Raw genomic sequence first — 20,955 nt, 5'->3', positions numbered from 1 at the left:
ATGTTAAAAATATACAACACCTTAGCCCGCGATAAGCAGGAATTTGTCCCCATCGAACCGAATGTGGTGCGCATGTATGTGTGCGGCATGACGGTGTACGACTATTGCCATCTGGGGCACGCCCGCGTGATGGTGGTGTTCGACATGGTGTATCGCTGGTTCAAGGCGTCCGGTTATGACGTGACCTATGTGCGCAATATTACCGACATCGATGACAAGATTATCCGCCGTGCAGCTGAAAATAATGAATCTATTCATTCGCTGACGCAACGCTTTATCGATGCGATGCACGTGGATGCCGATGCACTCGGGGTTACGCGTCCCGATCACGAGCCGCGTGCGACGCAATATGTGCCGGAAATGCTGGAAATGATCGCCAAGCTGGAAGCTAATGGCTTAGCCTATCAGGCGGCCGACGGCGATGTGAACTACGCGGTGCGTAAATTCGAGGGCTACGGAAAACTGTCCGGCAAGTCGCTGGAAGACTTGCGCGCCGGTGAGCGTGTCGAAGTGACCGATGCCAAGAATGATCCGCTCGACTTCGTGCTGTGGAAGCATGCAAGGGACGATGAGGCCGAGGAGGTCAAGTGGGATTCTAAATGGGGTCGCGGGCGTCCGGGCTGGCATATCGAATGTTCGGCGATGGGCTCGAAATTGCTGGGTGAACATTTCGACATCCACGGCGGCGGCGCGGATTTGCAGTTTCCGCACCACGAAAACGAAATTGCGCAGTCCGAAGGCGCGCACCAGTGCAGTTACGTCAACTACTGGATGCACAACGGCTTCGTGCGTGTGGACAACGAGAAGATGTCCAAGTCGCTGGGTAATTTTTTCACCATCCGCGAGGTGTTGAAGCAATACGATCCGGAAGTGGTGCGCTTCTTCATTCTGCGCGCGCATTACCGCAGTCCGCTCAATTATTCCGATGCCCATCTGGACGACGCTAAGAAGGCGCTGGATCGTCTGTACACGGCGCTCAAGTCGGGATCGGCGAGCGGCGTGCGGGCAGTGGATTGGACTGAAGCCTATGCCGTGCGCTTTAAGGCTGCGATGGACGACGATTTCAATACGGCCGAAGCGATCGCCGTTTTGTTCGATCTGGCCAATGACGTGAACCGCAGCCAGTCGGAAGATGCTGCCGCGCAACTCAAGGCGCTGGGTGCGGTGCTGGGTCTGCTCGAACGCGATCCGACCGAATTTCTGCAGGGTGCAGGTTCTGACGATGCGCAGATTGTCGGGCAAATCGCCGCGCGCAACGCCGCTAAACTTGCTAAGAACTACGCGGAGGCCGACCGGATCCGCAAGGCGTTATTGGCCGATGGTATTGTGCTGGAAGACAGTGCTGCCGGCACTAACTGGCGGCGGGTGTAGCGGTATTAGGAGTGTCGAATCTCTGCGTGTAAGTTAACGCCGAGCGCTCGCACAACTTTCATTACCGTCTCGTGGCGCGGTTTTCCCCCCGGTGAGAGTGCCTTGTACAGGCTTCCGCGTCCTAAGCCGGAATCTTTAAAAATTAGTAAAAATTAGTAGTAAAAATTAGTAAAAATTAGGGTCATAAAAATTAGGGTCAGACTCGATTTGGTTCATTGCTTTCGATTTTTTCCTGCCGCGTGGATGCGGCATTGCCTGCCTTTCTGTCAGCGTTTCCACTTTAGCGCAGAAGCTGCTTCCTCCCAAAGCCCAAGCCTTATTCGTTGCCTCCCGGATATTATCCATATCTTCTCTGGATATTTCTGCACTGAATAGTTCGCGGTATGCTTTCTGTCGTTCCTTATCGGTGCTTCCAAGGCTTATGTATAACGAGTGTGGCGTGATCAACTCATCCGTCATACCATGAGCATTGGCGCGGTAGCTTGACCATGGGTAGTCATCAAGCTGCTCGACTATTTTTGCGCGAACAGGATTGAGTTCGATATAGCGCATGCAAGTGAGCAGATAACGCTCGCTGTCAATCAGCGTGCTTTTGTAACGGCCTTCCCATAGTGTGCCGGTGCGTCCGTAAATATGATTGAAATACTGCACATAACGTCTACCAATGGATTGCATCGTCTTGGGCAGACTTGATTCCGTTTCAGGTGTCACCAGTAAATGTACATGATTGCGCATCAGCGCGTAAGCGTGAATAGCTATGCTCTCTTCATCGCTCGCCTCCTTCAGGCAGCGCAGGTAAAAGCGATGATCAGCATTCGTCATGAAGATCGTCTCACGGTTATTACCGCGCTGAATAACATGCAGGGGTTGATCTGGTAGAAACAGGCGAGGAAGGCGAGTCATCTGGTTGCCTTTAAAGTATTTTTACGGTTTTGGCGTTAATTCGAGTCTGACCCTAATTTGTTCCTAATTTGTTCTAATAGGGCCCACTTACGCGGGCTTTATTGATGCTCAAAACAGACAATAATTACAGTAGTTTGCAAACGGTGTAAGTGTTCGGGTCAACGTAACTGACTGGGGCAGCACCACCAGCAGGATCAACGTTGTTGCCACCGAGTGAGGCGCGCACATTGCCTCTGTCAGGATTGCCATCGTCGAAACGAGCATCAACCGCTTCCGCCGCCTTGGCGGGCAGGTTGCCAAAACACAGGTTTGGGCCGACCAGCAAACCGGTAAGACCAGCAGCGGTATTGTGGGTGACACGAATTGCCCCGCCGTAGGCATTGATTGGATCTGCATTGTTAAGTTGACCTGTGAGTAGGCCAGCCAAACGCAGGTGTTGCATGAAAAGGCAGTTTTCATCTGCGGTGGCAGCAACGCAGCTTATCCAATTGCTAGCGAGACCTATGGTGCCATTGCCATTGCCGGAAGTGCCAGTGGCCCAGCGCCCTACCACCGCGCCTACCGTTCCTGCCCTGAGATCGTCACCCGGCAGTGCATTGTAGCGATCCCGGTATGCATAGTAGGCTGCGGTCACGCCCTGCATGTCATTTTCCAGGTTCTTGATCTTGCCGTTTTCGATCATTTCCTGGCCCTTTAGCACACCACCGAGCAGCAGGCCGATGATGACCAGAACGATGGCGAGTTCAACCAGCGTAAAGCCGGATTGATGATTTTTGCGGTATGTCGACATGATATTCTCCTTGAAAAGTATGAATGAACGTGTGGGTATAGCTGGGATAAATTTAGGCCGTGAAATGCATTCCTGGAAGTATAAAAATTTTACACTTTGAAAATAAAAAGCCCGCCGAAGCGGGCTTTGTTTAAGTGATCGAGGTTAGATTTTCATGCAAAGCGTATGTAATCCTTCTGTAGCCGGAATTGCAACCGTCGGACCATATGCGCCAGAAACTGCAGCGGCTGTGGCAGTTGTTCCTGCGACGCCTGCTCTGATGCTGCCTGTGTCGCTATTGCCGTCGTCTAGTGTTATGTCAACTGCCAGAGCAATTTTCCAAGGTACATTGCTGGCACAGACTACGGGGCCTGTTGTGGCATAAATTGCTGCTGCTGTTGTGCCACTTTGTACGCCGAGTATTCCTCCTACAGAGTTGTTAGAGGGAAGTGCCACTGTGGCTGTGGCATTGCCAGTGAGAAAGCCAGACATACGGGTATGCTGCCAGAAATACTGGCTTTCAGTGGCTGGCGGCGAAGCCGCATCGTTAAAAGCACCTGTAATTAGGCCGTCCCCATTGCCAGCTATAGCACCAGTTCCAGCATGGGTTGCTGCAGTTGCATCGTCGCCGGGTATTGCCTTATAGCGATCTTGGTACGCATAATAGGCGACACTGACACCCTTTAAATCATTGATTACATTCTTAACCTTGGCATTTTGTATCATTTCCTGCCCCTTGAGGACGGCGGCTAAGATTAGACCGATGATGACCAGTACGATAGCGAGTTCGACCAGCGTGAAGCCGTGCTGACGGTTTTTATATTGCTGACACATAATATTCTCCTTAAAAAGTATGAATGAATTACGGTGGGTCTTGCAGTCAGCAATGTAGGGATTTTGGCGAATGTTGGGGAGTATAAAAAGTTTACAGTTATGTCGATTGTGGCGGATTAATTTTGCAATCCAGACTTCGTATCGGGCAGCGTCAGCAAAAAACTGATATGTTTTTCGCGCAGTTCTGCGACCAACTCTCCCCCCGCCTCAGCCATGCTCTGATGCGCCTGATAAAGTCCCAAGCCAAGCCCCCCGGGGCGTCCGCTGGCGAAAGGCTCGAACAGGTTTTCGGCGGGTAGGCTTGCGATTTCTTCCAGATGCGGCATGTCGATTCTGGCCAAAATCTGACCCGTTGGGTGCGTAATTTCAACATGGACGCTCAGGTCCTCATGCTGGCGGAGCAGGGGCGCTACATTGGCGAACAGATTGTCCAGCGTGCGCTCGAACAGATCCCGGCGCAGAAAAATGCGCGCATCGCCTTTGATATTGATGGAAATTCCGGCGTGTTCGGCCGCCTGACGGATGGTATAGCCCAGCGCAATTTCCTGTGGCGGTTGCGGGGTGTTTACATGAACTTTGCAACTGGCCTTGAGTATCTGTTTTGCCCGCGCGGCAGCCTGCGGGGCGCTGTTTTTCAGGCGATTGGCAAGGCGCAGTAATGAGGTGTCGTCCGTGGTCGCATCAAGGTCGGCGGCGAGCCACTCGACCCACTGAGCCAGATTGCGCAGATCGTGTTGCAGATAGAGCGACAGCTTGGCCTGTTCGGTCAGCGCTGCGGATAACGCTTCCATTTTGCTGTGGACGGATGTTTCCAGCAGCAGGCGAAATACACCTGCCAGATTTTCCGCAAACAGCCTAGTCTCGCCGCGATTGGAGTTGGCATAAAGTCTGAAATCCAGACTGATATCGTTATCCGCGCGGATATTGAAGGTGAACGGATGGCGGTTAGTGTGCTCAATTCCACGGGACTCTTGCACCGGTTGCCCGAACCAGTTGCCCGAATATTCGAGCCGCATGATGCCGCCGGCGGTCAGTGCGGGCCAGGCTTCAGCGGGAAGGTGCAGCGGTTCCTGATTCGTTTGCGCCAGTTGCAGCAGCGCACCCAACGAGCGGCGATGCCGTCTGACCAGACGCGCAAGGTAGGCAATCGCAACCAGCAAGGCCAGCCCCGCTGCGACTAGTATCAAAGGTAGGGCTGGATAGAGGTTCATGCTTTGTGCAGCTGGATGCCATACTTTTTCAGGTAATAGTATAAATTTTCACGTACGAGCCCCAGCCGATTGGCTGCTTCCGTGACGTTTCCGTTTACCTCGGCCATCACGCCGCGTACGATTTTCTCCTCTGCCGCATCGCCGGTATTTTTTGGCCCGTCGGAGAGTTTTACGGTGATATGTAAACGCTCCTCGCCCGACTCGGACAGATGTTCCTCATGGTGTAGAAAAAGGCTGGCGCGTTTGACAGCGGTTTTGATGTCGTTCATAGATGCGGGTTTGCTCAAAAAATCGAATGCCCCCCGGCGCACCGCTTCCAGTGCTGCGGATTCCTCGTCTTGTCCGGTGATGACGATAATCTTGCAGTGCGGCTGGTTGGTCAGTAGGGCGTCGATCAGGAACAGTCCCTCAGTGATTCGGTTTGCTGCAGGTGGCAGACCCAGATCGACCAGCGCCAGCAGCGGTTGCGGAGAAATTTTCAGTGCTTGAGAGCGGTCGAGTGCGCAAACCACCTGATAGCCATCCTCGGTCATGGCATAGGTCAAATAATTGGCCAGCGCTTCATCATCTTCGACGATCAGCAGCGACGGCGCACTGCGGGGAATGGATGACTGAAGTGCGCTCCGACGGCTCATGGCAGTTTCCCGGCTTGAACCATGCGGTTGAACAGTATGTACAGGGAAAGCCAGTTCACTTGGTCGTCGAATTCACCGCCAGTTTCAGCGCTGGAAGTTAGTGCGCGGCTGATAAAAACAGGATCACCATTCAGATTTGCGGCTTCATTGGCGCTTGTGCCACCTGTCATGGCATTTTCACCCAATGAAAAAATTACGGCTGGTGACTGGCTTGTAAGCGCGATGGCTGTATTGCAGGTAGTGGATGTTATTCCGATAGCGTTGGTGCAGACCGATAGTAGTGGATTGTTAGAGGAGAAATTGGCGATATTGGACATAGTTGCTATGGCCATTTCTCCGCTTGCAGTGAAAGTGCTGTAATTAGCTGTGCCCCCCGTTATACGTCCCTCGTAAACTGCGTATCGAATCCTACTTTGAACAGTCCCCCAAGAATCCATAGCATATCCTTGTGTATCAGTCGGACTAAGGCCAAGTGTCACTGCAGGCAGAAAACCGTTGTATGGGTTGGTGCATCGACCATGAGCGGGTATGGCGGCAGGCGGGACAATGGGTAAACCACATGCCGTTCCTAAAGCATTGGTGCAAAAAGTTTCCAGACCATTACTGGTTGATGATGCAGGACAAGGCAGTCGTTGATTGGCAATTACATAGCCAATCAACGCCTCGCGTACCTCATTGAGCTTGGCTGAATTTTCTTCAGTTTTTTGTTGATCCTGCTGCGCCGAAAGTATCGTCAGTCCACCGCCTAGCATCAGTGCCATAACGAACATCACAATGGCCATTTCGACGAGGGTAAAACCGATTTGTGTGCGTTTTTTCATGATAGTAATCTCGGTTAAAGACAACCTGCTGCTGAACCCGGCACTACAGACAGGTCTTCCTTGATACAGTAAACAATGTCGTTGAATGTGGGGCTGGCCGGTACGGAGGATGCCTGATAATTCTCGTGACCGGTAGAAAGTGCGGAGTCAATGTTGGTGTTATTGCGACCCTCCAGATAAGCCGAGACTACGCTTTTGTCGGTGCGTATCTGACCAGCCAGTCTGTCCCCAGCGAATATCACCACAGCGGCATAATTGCCGGAGCCGTTCACGCTCACGCAATGACCGCTGGTGCAGGCAGTTGTGGCAGCATTGTCGGGCTTGTACGTTTCGCTGACGCCGTAGAACAGATGATCTTTCCAGTTGTACCACCAAGGATAGATGTTTGCCCAGGTCAGGCCAGTCGAGCTAGTCGAGCAGTAAGCTGTGCCGGATGGATTATCAGCTTTCAGCAAAAAATAATCGGAAGGGGGGGTGCCGGGGATAGTGTTGCCGGTATCTGTACGTGAGGTATTGACCTTGTAGGGGACGCGGCCGACCAGTAGGTTTCTTGCATCGTTATATCTGGTGTTGTCGGTGTAGTCGGAAAGGGCAAGTTGAGCTGGCCACGGCAAGCTTTTATTGGCAGCCATGTTGTTCGTTGTGGCATACTTTTTGATGCATTCAGCCGTACTTCTGGTCATCCCGTCGAGGGTATCGAGAAAGTCTCTGCGTTTTTTCATCGCGTTCCAGATGTCCTGTTTTGTGATGAAAACTATTTGGTCGTTGACGGTAAGGAGGATATTGCCTCTGGCGTCACGATCCACATGTGGTTGAATAAATTTTCCTATAGCAATGTTGGCATTGTTGATGCGGTGCACGGTGTCATTGTCAAGATAATTGCTTGCTGTGTAATTGCCGCCACATGATGGAGTACCCAATGCCATAGTATGACTCTGTCCCAAAGCTATGCCAGGTGCAAAAATAACTGCCACTGCCTGATTATCGGCGGGTGTCAGCAACGTAGTCCCATCCGGTGCATAAACCCGCAGTTGTCCGTTGGTATCCCAGTTCATCAGTCCGGTTGGGGGATTGTTTTTATAAGTACCTGAGACTGCATACCAAAGGCATTCGTTATCGCCGCCAACTAGAGGGGGAAGTTTAAGCGTTTTCCACGGCAGTTTTCCGATGGCGCTGACATCCTGTGCGCCGCAAGCACCAGCGGCGGCACCTTCACCGCCAATATCTGTACCGCTTGTGTCAGGGCAGGGCAGGTAGCCATCCACATTCCCAGAATGATTGTCGGCATAAGTAATCGCATAGCCGATCAGCGCTTCTTTCGCCTGAGCCAGCGCGGCGGCGGTGATTTTGTTGCGGTCGATCTGGACGTTGCCGTTATTGTTCAGCGCCTTGACGGTCAAGGTAGTAGCTGCGGTTGCCAGTACCGTGACAAACAGCAAGAGCGCAAAGCCTTGTTGTTTTGAGCGGATTTTCTTTACTGGATTTCGGCGAAAGCCAAAATGACGTGCCACCACTCCACACTTTCCACTTTCCGTTTTTCTGCTCATGGCTTCACCCGCACGGCTTTTTCAGGCAGGCGCAAGGTGCGCTGGCCGGAATTGATGTCGAGTGATTCGCCTACCTTGATGACTTTTCCTTCGATCAATACATGGTCCGGATGAATGACGAGCGTCGGGATGACAGGATCGGGCGGCACCTGTGTGACGGCGCGGCCGTTGATCCACGCGACACTCTTTCCTGCACCGCGCAGCGTGATGCCGTTTAATGTGTAGATCGCCGTTTGTGCTATGCCGCTGCGTGCCGCGACCAGCGCTGCCCGTTCGGCAGGCGAATAAAACAAGGTGCCGAGCGTCTCCGCCTGCGCGCAACTACAAAATAGCAATATATTGATTAATAATAGTTTTATCATGGTTTCCCCCACTTCCCACTTCCCACTTCCCACTTCCCACTTCCCACTTACGGTTTTAAAGGCAGTGAATAAACCTGCACGGTGCATTTAATTTGCAGGCCGGCCAGTACTTCCGCTTCTCGCGCTATCTGGCACGTCTCCACGCGGTAGGGTGTTTTCCAGTCGGTTTTAAGTTTATTCATGAAATCAATCAGTTCAACTTCATGTATGCCGGCGATTTCTAGCGCCAGATCGTGGTGAGAGACGTTGTTTTGATAGCTGTCAGGCGAGTCGGGCGCCAGCGGTTGCGGATTGATCGGCTGAGGGGGGGCGAGCGTGTAGCGCAGTGTGGGCGGCAGGCGCGTGTCGCGGTAAATGCTGTCCAGACGCTGCACCCAAGCATCACGATCCGCCTCGCCGATGAAGCCCAGTTCGCTGAGTTTTTTGTATTTCGCGGCAAGCTTCCTGATGCTGTCGAGATCAAAGGTCAGTTTTCTGATTTCCTCACGCGTGTCAGATAAGCGCTTCTCGGTCGTTAAGATGCGCTGCTCCTTTTCGATGCGATAACGATCGAGGCCTGTGATGACAATAAAGGCCAGAATGATGGACAGCGCAAATAGAATCAGCGCGAATCGGGCAGGTTTGAAAACAACGCCGTAGGCGCTCATGGCAGCTCCCGGGTTTGCAGGGCGTGCCAGGGTATGCTCATGCACCACAGATTTTCAGTCTGGGTGGTGTCCATGCCAAAGCCGCCCTTGAGTGTGTTGATCAAAGAGAAGGCTGCCGGATCCTGCATCAACTGCACGCCATCGCGCGCTTTAAGTGCGCTTGAAATGCGCTTTTTGATTTCTATTTGCGCTTCCGGCGTGAGCGTCTCCGTCAGTAAAATTGAAAACTGCAATTCGGTATAGCGCGGCGGGGTGTCCTCTGCTTCACCTATGGCCGTATCGGAGGTCGTGCTGCCGCCTATCGAGAGGTCGATTTTTCGTTTGAGTAGCGGCACTTCAATCACGGTCTGTCCCTGACAGTAGCGTTCGCCGGATTTTGGAAAACGGTAGCTTAAGGTTTTGATGCGCACCTGTGGCAAGCTGGCAATCGCACCGGCGGTAAATTTCAGCAGGGATCCCGGTGCGGGAGCCGCTTCAAGTTCCCGTGCCGAAAAACGGGTCGCCTGACGTACCAGCGCGGGATCCATCCCGGTTGAGCTGATGCGGGCGGCAAGTTGTTCGCGCGCACTAGTCGCTTTTTCCAGGTCGCGGGTCAAGGTCTGCTCGCGCCCGAACAGGTCGATCAGGGTGCGAAAATTGGCTTGCCCGAACACGATAACCGCCAGCAGGCTAAGCCCGATGCCTGCATAGGCTGCATGGCGCAGATTTTGAGCCAGATGACTCGCGCGCAATTGCAATGGGGCCAGTTGCCCGCGAGGCGAGGTGACTGCCAGTTCGAACAGGGGGTGTAAGTAGGCGGCAGCGCCTTTGGGGGACAACTGATCCGGCAGAGGCATCAAGGTGAGGCCTGCACGGGTAAGATAGCTTTCAATCGAAGTTGCGTCGCCTAGGTACAGTACGGGTGGAATCGATTCGAGTTCAAAAAAATGTTTATTTTCAAGATGTTGCCGTGTGCGTATTATCTCGTTAGCGTCGCTGTCATTCTCGTGATCGCTGTCCTCGCTGTAACGATGGACGCAGCGCGTGAGTACCGGAGTGCCGTCTTTGAGCACCACGATGCGCAGAAAGTGCACGCTGGGCATCGCCAGTATTACATCCTTGATGGACAGGCGGCGTGCCATCAGCGTGAGCAGCAGCGAGATGCCCCAGACCCCGGCGACGGTAATGTCGTGCTTTTCAAGTTGGCTGGTGACGGCTTCCGCTGTCGTTAAGCCGTTGAGTGCTGCGGTCACCGGTTTGAGCCAGTTTCCGTCGAGGACGGGCGCGGCGCAATACTGGCTGTGCGGGAAGGCGGCGGCCAGACGTCTCGCAATAAAACTGCTGCGGTCGCGCCCGAACAGCATCGGAAGTTTAAAGGTATCCAGCGTTTCTTCAGGCAGATTGGCGATCACCCAAAGGCGGTCGCTGTGATCCGGCTTATCGATGGACTGCCAAACGCCGTTTTCGCGTCTGAAGTAGCGCGGACCTGATGAATTGATAAACAGGACGGTTTTCATGTCAGTTTGAGCTTGGCGATGGTGTCGTAAATGGGCCCCAGCACAGCCATCATGATCCAGCCTAAGATGATGCCGAGTACGATGGTGAGCGTGGGTTCAATGAGCGCTTGCACGCGACTGATCGAGTCGTTGATATCGCGGTTGTAAAAATAGGAGATGTTTTTCAGAGAACCTGCCAGATCACCGGTTTCCTCGCCGACCCGGATCATGCGGATCACCAGCGGGGGAAACAGCTTCTGGGCGGAAAAGCCACGGCTGATCGGCGCGCCGTTGGCGATGTCGGTGCGCGCCAGATCTAGCGCTTCTTGAACGACGATGTTGCCTGAGATGTTGCGGCAGTAAACCAGACCGTCCAGCACGGGAATGCCGGTGCGATAAGTCAAACCCAGCGTGTCGCTGATGCGGGCCAGAATGATTTTTTTGATGATGGTGCCGACATAGGGAATACGCAATTGCGCGGCGTGCATCATGCGCCTGAAGCGATAGCTCATCTTGGACAGTATCAGGATCAGCACAATTATTACGAAGGGTGCAGGTACGATGATCCACCAGTATCTGACGAATTTATCCGACACCCAGAGCAGGACGACGGTTTGCAGCGGGATGGTGCCGCCCATGTTGGCGACGAACCCCAGAATTTGCGGCACCAGATAGGTCATCAAAAATACCACGACGGAGCCGACCACCAGCGTGACGAAGGCGGGATAGGTCAGCAGCTGGCGGGTTTTAGAGACGAGCTCATCCTGCCATTTTAAGGAGGCGACGATTTCCTGCAGCACATAGGGCAGCTGACCTGTGCCCTCGCCTGCTCGAATCAGATTGACCACCAGTTCCGGGAAAATTCCCGGATTGGCGGCAAAGGCTTCGGAGATTGTCGATCCCGAGTCGATTTTTTCATACAGGTTGGCGCACAGCGCCTTGATGTGCGGCGTCTCGGAGGTTTCACGCAAATCGGACAAGATGGCTTGGATCGGTACGCCTGCGCGTAGCAGCATTTCCAGCTGAAACAAAAACTGAATCAGATCGCGCCGCGAGAGCTTGTGGACGCTGTGTTTGCGGCTTTTGTTCGAGCTCGCCCGTATCAGTTCCAGGTCGTTTTTTTTCAGTTGTGCTGTCAGATCGAATTCATTGAGCGCGTCTGTTTCACCCTTGGTGACACGGCCTTGTTTATCGACGGCGCGGTAGCGGTAGAGCGGCATTATTCACTCATCCTGTCGCTGAAATCGACGACGCGACGCACTTCCGGTAAGGACGTGAGCCCTTCGCGCACGCGGCGGATGCCGTCTTCGGCGAGCGGCACGAACTGATGTGCCAGTGCGTAGTCGGTTAATTCTTTGAGGCCGGCGCGACGGGTGACCAGCTCGACGATGCCGCGATCAAAACGCAGCAGCTCCATGATGGCAAGGCGGCCCTTGTAGCCTTGATCTTCGCAGTCGGTGCAGCCCGCCGGCTGGTAAATCATGATCTCCAGATTCAGATCGATCCCCATAATGCGGCGTTCGGTATCATCGGGAGAATAGCCGACTTTGCACAGCGGGCACAGGCGGCGCACCAGGCGCTGGGCGATGATGCCGATCAGGTTGGAGGCAAACATGTCGTCCACAATCCCGAGATCGTGCAGTCTTGATACCGAGCCTATTGCCGAATTGGTGTGCAGGGTCGAGAACACCTGATGTCCCGTCATCGCGGCGCGCAGTGCCATTTCGGCGGTGTCGTGGTCGCGGATTTCGCCGACCAGGATGATATCCGGGTCTTGGCGCATCAAGGAGCGGATGCCGTTCGAGAAGTCCAGTTTGATGGTCTCGGCAATCGAGGTTTGCCGGGTGAGCGGCATGGGGTATTCCACTGGATCTTCCAGCGTCATGATGTTCACCGCATCGTTATTGAGGTGGCTCAGGATGGAGTACAGCGTGGTGGTTTTGCCCGAACCCGTGGGGCCTGTTACCAGCAGGATACCTTCGGGGCGTTCGAGCATGCGTTCGAGTAGCGACAGTTGTGAGTCTGTCATGCCCAGTTTGTCGAGACTGACGATGCCAAGCTTGCGGTCTAAAATCCTTAGCACAAAATTTTCGCCGTGGATGGTCGGGTGTGAGGCGGCGCGAAAGTCAATCTGCCGGCCGAACAGCGACAGTGAGACACGGCCGTCCTGCGGCGCCCGCGTCTCGGCGATGTTCATGCCAGACAGGACTTTCAGCCGCACCAGTATTGCCATCCAGTGCGTTTTGGACAGCGAACGCACCGGCCTTAACACACCGTCGATGCGGTAGCGCACGCGTAAAAACTGTTCTTCGGGTTCGAAGTGTATGTCCGATGAACTGCGACTGACGGCGTCCGACAAAATTGCGTCGGTCAGGCGCACAATCGGATGGCTGTAGGACACGCCCGCCTGCATCAGCGCGTTGATGTCCAACTCGCCGCTCTCCAGTTCGAAAAGAATGCCTTCGATAGAGAGTTCGTGATCATAAAATTTGTCGATTGCTGCCAGTACTTCGGCGCTTGGTGCGATGCGCCAGGCGGGGATGATGCGCCGCCCTGCGATTAGGCTGGCCTGCACCAGAAACGGCGAAATCGCATCGCGCGCCAGAATGTCGTCTGGATTGGCCGCCACAATGACCAGATGGCCCGCAGCGGCGTCGAAGCTGATCGGAAACAGGGTGTATTTTATGGCGACCGGTTTGGGTATCAGGGCGAGTGCTGCTGCATTGGCGACATTGCCGGCCAGATCGATCGATTTGTAACCTGCCGCTTCAGAGACGGCTTCCCGCATTGCCTGTTCGGAGATGAAATGTAAATCCAGTAACTCTTCACCCAGCGGCTTGTTGTCGGTTTTTTGTTTTTGCAAGGCGATACGCAACTGGTCATCGTTGAGGTGACCGCGTGCGATCAGTACTTCGCCGATACGTTGGTGCGCGCCTTGCTCGAGTTGTGTGTTCATTTTGAACTAGCGTGATTCCGGGGATGTCGCGCGCAGTTCCTGTATGCGGCGCTCAATCTGATCCATATCGAGCGTTGGATCTTCGGGTTTAGCGAGCATGATCGCTTTTTCATAATAGGGCAGGGCGGCGGCGCTCTGATGCAGACGATCGAGTGAAACAGCCAGGTTGTAGGCGTAAAGTGCGTTGTTGGGCGACAGGTTAAAGGCCTTGAAATAGGATTGCTGCGCCTCTCCCCAGCGTAACTGGCGCGCCAGTACGCCGCCTAGCGCATAGTGAAATTCGGGTGCGGTCGGCTTTAAATCAATCAGCTCATGCAGCTGACTCTCGGCTGTCACCGGGTCTGCGTGCATGGTTAGGCTGGCAAGTCCTGCCGCTGCGGCTGCATTGCCCAGATCTTCACGCAAGACCTGCCGGTAGTATTCAGTCGCGCGGTCGGGATGATTCCTGCGTTGGGCAATTACGGCGAGTCCAAGTAGCGCATCCTTTTCCTGCGGACGTTGGGCGAGCACGCTCAGATAATATTGTTCAGCACGATCCAGATTCCCTTCGCTGAGCGCAAGGTAGCCGGCCTTCAGCGGGTCGATTGCGGTGCTGGCAATAATGCCGCGTTTTGCCCCCTTCTTTGCCGGTTTGTGTTTTTTGCGCTCAGGATTTTTGGTGTCGACCGGATGCGTCCATGATTTATCTTTATAGGTCAGACTGTCAACGCCGCTGGCAGTCGGCGGAAGTGCGGCCAGTGGGCTGTCCAGCGCAACCGTCGATGATGCGGCTGACGGGGCCGACGCCGCAGATGCTGCCGATGCTAGATCTCTGGGCGGATTTGATACAGGAACATATTGATTTATATGGTAAAAATACCAGATTAATGCGAGGCTCAATACGGCGAGTGCTGCGATGCTGTAAGCCATTAGTGCATGAGTATGAGGCGCGTTGATTGCAACGCCTGATTCCGGTTGGGGCGCGGTGTTGTGTTTGTTCTCATCGCTCTGTGCGCGCTTTAACGCATCCAATAGCAGACTCATGGCTTCACCTCGGTTTTTTGGATCGTTTTTTGCCATTCAGGCGTACTGGCCGGGTCCTTGAACTGGCGCACCAGATCGTACTGAGTCTCCTGATTCAGGATGACGGGGCGCAGGAAAACCACCAGTTCGGACTTGGTGTTTTTGTCGGTGCGCGCCTTGAATAGTTGTCCCAGCCCCGGGACGCTGCCGAGTCCCGGTATCTGATTGGTGTCGCCTGCGCGGGTATCCTGCATCAGTCCGCCCAGCACCGCGATGTCGCCGTTGCGCACCCTCATGATGGACTCCATCTCCCGCGTCTGGATTTGCGGGATCAGGTTGGTTACGCTGAGCGCAGGCGTGATCGTATTGATCAGTGCCGGGTTGGGGTCTTTTGCGTAGCTCAAGATGCGCGTGATGGTCGGTCGCAAATTGAGCGTGACCTCGGTGTCGCCGCCGATCTGCGGCGTGACATACATCATGAAGCCGACCGGGACCGTGTGTATGGTTGAGGTGTAAGTCGGGAGAGTGAGTACGGTGTTATTCGCGCCATAGGTTCCCTGCGTCACTTCAATGGTGAAATAGACTGATTCATCCACGACTTTGACCAAACCCGTCTGGTTGTTTAACACCGACAGTTTCGGGCTGGACAGCACATGCAGCTTGCCAAAGGTTTCCAGTAACTTGATCGAACCGCTCAGGCTGAAACTGCCGGGTTTGCCCGGATTTGTGTAGCTGATCGTGCCCATTGCAGTCAGGGCGCCGACCGGCGACACTTGGGTGAGACTAAGACCCAGTGTGCGCAGCAGTGACCAGTCTATACCCTGCTGATACTGGTCGGAGAGCGTGACTTCGACGATAGTGGCTTCGAGTAGGACCTGACGGCGCGCGTTGTTCATCACCTTGTCGATGAACTCACGGATTGTGGCGTGCTGGCGAGACGTGGCGCGCACACTGATGATGCCGGTTTCCGGGTTGGCAATCACATAGGCCGCTTCCCGGTAAGTCACGCGGCGCGCACGGCTGGTGTTCTGGGTTTGTATCTGCGCGGGCAGGGTGGAGATGGCGCTGCGGGTATTTCTGCCGGTGGCATCGGTCGCGGTCGTGCCGGTTTGCGGCGTGATTTGCTGCTGGTTATTTTGCTCGGTGACGGTCTCGCTCGATCCTTCCGGCAGCTTCTTGTCGGTTTCGCGCAAGAGATCCTTGATGTTTTCGGTCAGCGTAGCCCAAAATTGATTATCAGAAATATTATCGATGCTGGAGTTTGATCCATTGCTGCCGCCGCCAGTGCCCTGGCCTTTGCCGATCACCGCAATGCTGGTGGACATATTGATGCTGTTTTTGGCGTTGCGCGCAACGTTAGGGTATTCGATCTGGTAGTTTTTCAAAAACGGGCTGTCCGGCATAATTGCGAGATTGCTGCCGTTGAGCTCGTAGCGCATGTCCACTTGCCTTGCAATCGCGTCGAGAATTTCCGGCAGGGTACGATTGAGCAGGTTCATGGTGACCGTGCCGGTGATGCCGGGGTGAATCTCGATGTTGAGTTTTGCATCGCGCGCCAGGGCGAAGAGGATTTCCTGCGCCAGCACGCCGTTGACCACGATGCTGTAGCGCTCGGCGGCTTTGGTGCTTTTGGGCGGTGGCGGTAGCGGCGCCGTCTCGTTCAGAGGGGGAATGGTGCCGGTCGTTTCAGCCGGCAGGGAAATGTGCTGTGCAGAGGGGGGCATAGCCGCAGGCAGATTGCTGCATCCTCCCAGTGGGGTGCCGAGTGCGGCCAGCATCAGCATGTTTTTATTTATATTTTTCAGAGCGAAATGCATTGCCCGTTCCTCTCGAGTGCGACTGTTTGGCTGACGTACAGTCTTTCACCTGACGTAGGCAGGGTCAATATGCCTAAAGGTCTATGTAATTAGTCTGATAGGGAAATAGAGGGTGGCAGAAAGGAATTTTCCTGCGGGTGCAGCTATTTGAAGTGCCAGGCGATCAGTGTGGCGCTCAGCAGCAGTGCGGTCGCAGCGGGCCAAATGTGTTTCATTAGTAGGGATGATGAAAAGTTCGTGCCGACGTCGCCGATCGCCATTCCTACGTGGCGTGCGCTGACCTGATTTTTCCCCTCGGCATACGCGGCGAGCAGCGATTTGTCGGCGATCAGGTTGAGGCGGCGCGCCCGTCCGTTGGCGTCATTGAGCAATCGTTGCATGCCGGCAGCGGAAAACAGGGGGGCTTCATGCCAGCCTGCGATGCGGAGGCGGTGATTCAGATAGTGACTCGCCTCGCTGCGGGTCATTTTTTGCAGCGTGAACCGGTACACCACGCGGTCGCGCACCTGCCGCATCGACGGCGTCGCAAGCAGGGCGTCCAGTTCCGGTTGGCCGCACAGGATGAGCTGCACCAGTTTGCAGCGGTCGGTTTCAAGGTTTGAGAGCCGCCTGACTTCTTCGATCGCGTCGCCCGGCATGGTGTGCGCTTCATCTATCAGCACAATCACCTGACGACCAATAGTGTGTCGCCTGATCAGTTCATGCTGCAGCGATTCCAGACCTCTCCCGGTGCTGGTCAATCCCAGATCGCGGCCGATGACGTCGATGATTTCATCGCGGGAAAAAGCCGGGTTGGGCAGATAAACCGTATCGACATTGTCAGGCAGGCGTGAGAGCAGCACACGGGTCAGCAATGTTTTTCCGCTGCCGACTTCACCGGTTAACAGCACGATGCCCTCGCGTTGCAGAGAAGCGTACAAGAGCTCTTCGATAATCAGGCTGCCGCCGGAAAAGAAAAATTCCGGATCGGGGGTGATGGAAAACGGTGGCAGACTAAGGCCGAAATGATCGAGATAAAGTGAGGACATGGGGCATCGTATGCCCCCGTTTTCTTTGCTGTCAATCGGCCAAAGTATATAGTCAGTTGGTTTTGTCGCTTGCCCGATGCCGCTATTTGCGCTTTAATACGGTTCGTTTTTTACGGTATTAAGCTCAAAATGAAATTTTTTGAATCATTATTTGAAGGTTCCTTGTGGAATAGCCGTTTCGTCATTCTGGCCGCTGTTATCGGCAGTCTGGTGGCGGGATTTGTAATTTTTTACATGGCCACAGTCGACGTGTTTTTCCTGTTTAAGCATGCACTGCATTATGCGGATGCGAGTCTGTCGGATGAGGCGCGCAAGGCGTTGCATGACAGCACGGTGTCCCACATCGTCGAAGTTGTCGATGGCTATCTGCTGGCAACCGTGATGCTGATTTTCTCTCTCGGTTTGTATGAATTGTTCATCAGCGATATCGATCAGGCACACGGCAGCAAGGCGTCGAGCAAAATTCTGGTGATCAATAATCTGGATGATTTGAAAGGCCGTCTGGCTAAAGTGATTCTGATGATCATGATCGTGACGCTGTTTGAAGAGGCATTGCACATGAAGCTTGAGGCGCCGATAGACCTGGTTTATCTTGGTGCGAGTATCACGCTGATCGCACTGGCGCTGTATTTCAGCCATGCGGCCGAGCACGGTGCAGTCAATCATGAAGCAGCGACTTCAGATGAAGACGAAGCGCCTGCAGCACCTAAGAAGCACGGCCACTGATGTTAAGAGCGGCGTTTGCATTGCTGGCGGTGCTATTGGCGTGGTCCGCTCATGCCGCTGATTTTACTTTGACGGATCAGCAGGGGAAAATTCACCATTTGTCAGATTATCGCGGTAAATGGGTGCTGGTGAATTATTGGGCGACCTGGTGTCCACCCTGTCTTGCCGAGATTCCTGAACTTAATGCGCTGCACGCTGCGCATAAGAACACTGATCTTGTCGTGATCGGTATTGCGATGGACTATAGTTCCGGCAAGGTGGTGGCGGAATTCGTCAGGAAACACAGTATCAGCTACCCGGTGGTGTTGGGCAATTCTAAAATTGTTGCGCAAATCGGGGAGCTCGATGTGCTGCCGACCAGTTACCTGTACAACCCGTCAGGCGAGCAAGTCAGCATGCAGGCAGGTGAAATCACGCGGAAATCCGTCGAGCACTATATTAAGAGCAAGAAATTTAACTAGGGTTGGCGCTGGCAAGGTTGCGTTGCGGCGTGAGCCAGTGTCCGTGCCAGGCTGCGCGCACCATGTTGGGGTACTCAGGTCGTCCGAGACTGCCGTTGTAACGTCCCAAAGCCCGGAACAGGTCGCCTTTTTCGATATCCAGATAGTGGCGCAATATCGTGCAACCATAGCGCAGGTTGATGCGCAGGTGGAACAGGTCTTGTTCACTGGTGCCGATTTCCCTGACCCAGAACGGCATCACCTGCATGTAGCCGCGTGCACCGGCGGATGAGACCGCATATTTTTTGAAACCACTTTCCACTTCAATCAGGCCCAGCACTAGCTGCGGGTCGAGTCCTGCGCGGGTGGCCTCGTAATGCACCGTGTTCAAAAAATCGCTGCGTAACTGTTTGTCAGGAAGGCGTTTTTCTAGGCGCTGTGACATGTCGTTGAGCCAGCGGTCAGCCTCGTATTGGCTGGCAAAGGCGAGCTTGGGTGCGGCCATATCCGATACGCTGTGTTGCAATACCGCGCGGACACTGGCCGACAAGTGGGAATCAACTTGCGCACCCGCAAAGGCGTTTGATGCGAAAAGCAGGAACAAGGTGCAGGAGGTAAGTGACAAGCGCAAAGCTGGATAGCAGCTTTTGCTTGCGTCTTGTATTTCGCACCTTGTCTCTGTTTTTATCATAATTTGGATTGTATGAATTCCAGTGCGTTTTGCAAGGGGATGGACAGCGCGGCATCATCGCGTCGCCCCTGATATTCAATTAAACCCTCTTTCAAACCCCGGTCGCCGACTACGATGCGGTGCGGGATGCCGATCAGTTCCATGTCGGCAAACATCACGCCGGGACGCTCGTCGCGGTCATCGAACAACACTTCGATGTCTGATGCTTTTAATTCGGCATACAGCTGTTCTGCCGCTGCACGTACAGCCTCGCTCTTGTTCATGCCGATCGGCACGAGGGCTACTTGGAACGGTGCGATGGCAGCCGGCAGCGTGATGCCGCGCGGGTCGTGGTTCTGTTCGATGGCGGCGGCTACAATGCGCGATACGCCGATGCCGTAGCAACCCATTTCTAGTGTCTGGGCTTTTCCTTGTGCGTCGAGGAAGGTGGCTTTCATGTCGGCCGCATATTTGGTGCGCAACTGGAAAATGTGGCCGACTTCGATACCGCGGCAAATTTCCAGCGTGCCTTTGCCGTCAGGTGAAATGTCGCCCGTGACGACATTTCGGATATCGGCGACCAGATCGGCTTCCGGTAAATCGCGTCCCCAGTTGATGCCTGCGGTGTGGAACTTGGGCGTATTGGCGCCGGCAACGAAATCGCTCATGACGGCAACGGCGTTATCGGCAATCACGCGCACGTTAGCGCGGTCGATGCCGACTGGGCCTAAGAATCCCGGCGGGCAATTGAAGAAGGCGCGAATTTCATCTTCGCGGGCGAAACGGAAATCAGCCAGTCCCGGCAGCTTGGCTGTCTTGATTTCATTGAGACTATGGTCGCCGCGCAGCAGGATGATGTGCAGTTGGTCATTTGCCACCAGCGCCAGCAGTTTGACGGTGCGCTGCAATGGAATGCCCAGCAGTTCGGCGACCTGCTCGCAGGTGGTCTGTTTTGGGGTGTCCACATTGCGTAACGCTTCGGCGGGCGCGGCACGCGGGCTGTCCGGCGTTACCGCTTCGGCCAGTTCCACGTTGGCGGCGTAGCTGGAGTTCGGGCAATAGGCCAGTGCATCTTCGCCTGAATCGGCCAGTACGTGAAACTCATGCGAGCCGCTACCGCCAATCGCGCCGGTGTCGGCGGCAACCGCACGGAATTTCAGCCCTAAGCGCGTAAAGATGCGGCTGTAAGTTTGGTACATCACGGCATAAGTCTGCTCTAGGCTGTCGAAGTCGGCATGGAATGAATAGGCGTCTTTCATCAGAAATTCCCGTGCGCGCATCACGCCAAAACGCGGGCGCACTTCGTCGCGGAATTTAGTTTGAATCTGGTAGAAATTGACCGGCAACTGGCGGTAGCTGCGAATTTCGCGGCGCGCGATGTCGGTGATGACTTCCTCGTGGGTAGGTCCAAAGCAGAACTGGTTGTTGTGGCGATCTTTGATCTTCAGCATTTGCGGGCCGAAGACTTCCCAGCGCCCTGTTTCATCCCAGAGTTCTGCCGGTTGCACGGCGGGCATTAATAATTCAATCGCGCCGCTGTTATTCATCTCTTCGCGCACGATGGCTTCCACTTTGCGCAACGCGCGCAGTCCCAGCGGCATCCAGGTGTACAGGCCGCTGGCAAGCTTTCTGATGTAGCCTGCGCGCATCATCAGGATGTGGCTGGGCAGTTCCGCTTCGGAAGGGGCTTCTTTGAGTGTGGAGATGAAAAATTGTGAGACGCGCATGATGGCCAGAATAA

General features: G+C 54.5%; 21 protein-coding genes. 3 read left to right on the top strand and 18 right to left on the bottom strand.

Annotation, left to right across the window (positions count from 1 at the left end; genetic code table 11):
• Nucleotides 1-1,371 (top strand): cysteine--tRNA ligase, encoded by a 1,371-nt coding sequence (cysS, locus tag GALF_RS11580; protein WP_013294252.1) that lies wholly within the window; start codon nucleotides 1-3, stop codon nucleotides 1,369-1,371.
• 5 nt (nucleotides 1,372-1,376) lie between these two features.
• Here the strand turns inward: cysS and GALF_RS16175 are convergent, their stop codons facing one another.
• The 16 genes from GALF_RS16175 to GALF_RS11505 form a co-directional block, all read right to left on the bottom strand.
• A complete protein-coding gene (locus tag GALF_RS16175) occupies nucleotides 1,377-1,514 on the bottom strand; it encodes a hypothetical protein (protein WP_396230362.1) in 138 nt (45 codons plus the stop codon).
• A 22-nt stretch (nucleotides 1,515-1,536) separates the two neighbouring features.
• The gene (locus GALF_RS11575; RefSeq protein WP_013294251.1) at nucleotides 1,537-2,274 is read right to left on the bottom strand and encodes a transposase; all 738 of its coding nucleotides are present in this window, start codon (nucleotides 2,272-2,274) and stop codon (nucleotides 1,537-1,539) included.
• A 124-nt stretch (nucleotides 2,275-2,398) separates the two neighbouring features.
• Nucleotides 2,399-3,064 (bottom strand): prepilin-type N-terminal cleavage/methylation domain-containing protein, encoded by a 666-nt coding sequence (locus tag GALF_RS11570; protein WP_013294250.1) that lies wholly within the window; start codon nucleotides 3,062-3,064, stop codon nucleotides 2,399-2,401.
• Between the two features lie 144 nt (nucleotides 3,065-3,208).
• Complete coding sequence (locus tag GALF_RS11565; RefSeq protein WP_013294249.1) at nucleotides 3,209-3,877, bottom strand: type II secretion system protein; 669 nt, start codon at nucleotides 3,875-3,877, stop codon at nucleotides 3,209-3,211.
• 116 nt (nucleotides 3,878-3,993) lie between these two features.
• Complete coding sequence (locus GALF_RS11560) at nucleotides 3,994-5,088, bottom strand: ATP-binding protein (RefSeq protein WP_013294248.1); 1,095 nt, start codon at nucleotides 5,086-5,088, stop codon at nucleotides 3,994-3,996.
• Nucleotides 5,085-5,723 carry a response regulator transcription factor gene (locus GALF_RS11555; RefSeq protein ID WP_013294247.1) on the bottom strand — a complete coding sequence of 213 codons (639 nt, stop codon included), beginning with the start codon at nucleotides 5,721-5,723 and terminating at the stop codon, nucleotides 5,085-5,087. The genes GALF_RS11560 and GALF_RS11555 overlap by 4 nt, the downstream gene beginning before the upstream one ends.
• Nucleotides 5,720-6,544, bottom strand: coding sequence for a type II secretion system protein (locus GALF_RS15600; protein WP_013294246.1), 825 nt, complete (start codon nucleotides 6,542-6,544; stop codon nucleotides 5,720-5,722). Before GALF_RS15600 ends, GALF_RS11555 begins: the two co-directional genes overlap by 4 nt.
• Before the next feature lie 14 nt (nucleotides 6,545-6,558).
• Complete coding sequence (locus tag GALF_RS15110) at nucleotides 6,559-8,091, bottom strand: hypothetical protein (RefSeq protein ID WP_013294245.1); 1,533 nt, start codon at nucleotides 8,089-8,091, stop codon at nucleotides 6,559-6,561.
• Nucleotides 8,088-8,453 (bottom strand): hypothetical protein, encoded by a 366-nt coding sequence (locus tag GALF_RS11540; RefSeq protein ID WP_041938075.1) that lies wholly within the window; start codon nucleotides 8,451-8,453, stop codon nucleotides 8,088-8,090. The genes GALF_RS15110 and GALF_RS11540 overlap by 4 nt, the downstream gene beginning before the upstream one ends.
• 47 nt (nucleotides 8,454-8,500) lie before the next feature.
• On the bottom strand, nucleotides 8,501-9,100 hold the full coding sequence (locus GALF_RS11535) for a hypothetical protein (protein WP_013294243.1): 600 nt from the start codon (nucleotides 9,098-9,100) through the stop codon (nucleotides 8,501-8,503).
• Nucleotides 9,097-10,596 (bottom strand): hypothetical protein, encoded by a 1,500-nt coding sequence (locus tag GALF_RS11530; RefSeq protein ID WP_013294242.1) that lies wholly within the window; start codon nucleotides 10,594-10,596, stop codon nucleotides 9,097-9,099. The genes GALF_RS11535 and GALF_RS11530 overlap by 4 nt, the downstream gene beginning before the upstream one ends.
• Complete coding sequence (locus GALF_RS11525) at nucleotides 10,593-11,795, bottom strand: type II secretion system F family protein (protein WP_013294241.1); 1,203 nt, start codon at nucleotides 11,793-11,795, stop codon at nucleotides 10,593-10,595. The genes GALF_RS11530 and GALF_RS11525 overlap by 4 nt, the downstream gene beginning before the upstream one ends.
• On the bottom strand, nucleotides 11,795-13,531 hold the full coding sequence (locus GALF_RS11520) for a GspE/PulE family protein (protein WP_013294240.1): 1,737 nt from the start codon (nucleotides 13,529-13,531) through the stop codon (nucleotides 11,795-11,797). Before GALF_RS11520 ends, GALF_RS11525 begins: the two co-directional genes overlap by 1 nt.
• 6 nt (nucleotides 13,532-13,537) lie before the next feature.
• Nucleotides 13,538-14,554, bottom strand: a complete 1,017-nt coding sequence (locus GALF_RS15105) for a tetratricopeptide repeat protein (RefSeq protein WP_013294239.1) — start codon at nucleotides 14,552-14,554, stop codon at nucleotides 13,538-13,540.
• On the bottom strand, nucleotides 14,551-16,350 hold the full coding sequence (locus GALF_RS11510; RefSeq protein WP_013294238.1) for a type II secretion system protein GspD: 1,800 nt from the start codon (nucleotides 16,348-16,350) through the stop codon (nucleotides 14,551-14,553). The genes GALF_RS15105 and GALF_RS11510 overlap by 4 nt, the downstream gene beginning before the upstream one ends.
• 143 nt (nucleotides 16,351-16,493) lie before the next feature.
• Nucleotides 16,494-17,378, bottom strand: coding sequence for an ExeA family protein (locus tag GALF_RS11505; RefSeq protein WP_013294237.1), 885 nt, complete (start codon nucleotides 17,376-17,378; stop codon nucleotides 16,494-16,496).
• A 129-nt stretch (nucleotides 17,379-17,507) separates the two neighbouring features.
• Between GALF_RS11505 and GALF_RS11500 the strand changes: the two genes are divergently transcribed.
• Nucleotides 17,508-18,104 (top strand): YqhA family protein, encoded by a 597-nt coding sequence (locus tag GALF_RS11500; protein WP_013294236.1) that lies wholly within the window; start codon nucleotides 17,508-17,510, stop codon nucleotides 18,102-18,104.
• Nucleotides 18,104-18,565, top strand: coding sequence for a TlpA disulfide reductase family protein (locus tag GALF_RS11495; protein ID WP_013294235.1), 462 nt, complete (start codon nucleotides 18,104-18,106; stop codon nucleotides 18,563-18,565). The genes GALF_RS11500 and GALF_RS11495 overlap by 1 nt, the downstream gene beginning before the upstream one ends.
• Here GALF_RS11495 and GALF_RS11490 read toward each other — a convergent pair.
• A complete protein-coding gene (locus GALF_RS11490; protein ID WP_013294234.1) occupies nucleotides 18,558-19,235 on the bottom strand; it encodes a lytic transglycosylase domain-containing protein in 678 nt (225 codons plus the stop codon). The two genes, GALF_RS11495 and GALF_RS11490, sit on opposite strands and share 8 nt — an antisense overlap.
• A complete protein-coding gene (locus tag GALF_RS11485; RefSeq protein ID WP_013294233.1) occupies nucleotides 19,232-20,941 on the bottom strand; it encodes a proline--tRNA ligase in 1,710 nt (569 codons plus the stop codon). The genes GALF_RS11490 and GALF_RS11485 overlap by 4 nt, the downstream gene beginning before the upstream one ends.
• Nucleotides 20,942-20,955: the final 14 nt, after the last annotated feature.

The organism is Gallionella capsiferriformans ES-2, from assembly GCF_000145255.1.
Lineage (GTDB): Bacteria > Pseudomonadota > Gammaproteobacteria > Burkholderiales > Gallionellaceae > Gallionella > Gallionella capsiferriformans.
This window is presented reverse-complemented; position numbering and strand designations above follow the sequence as displayed.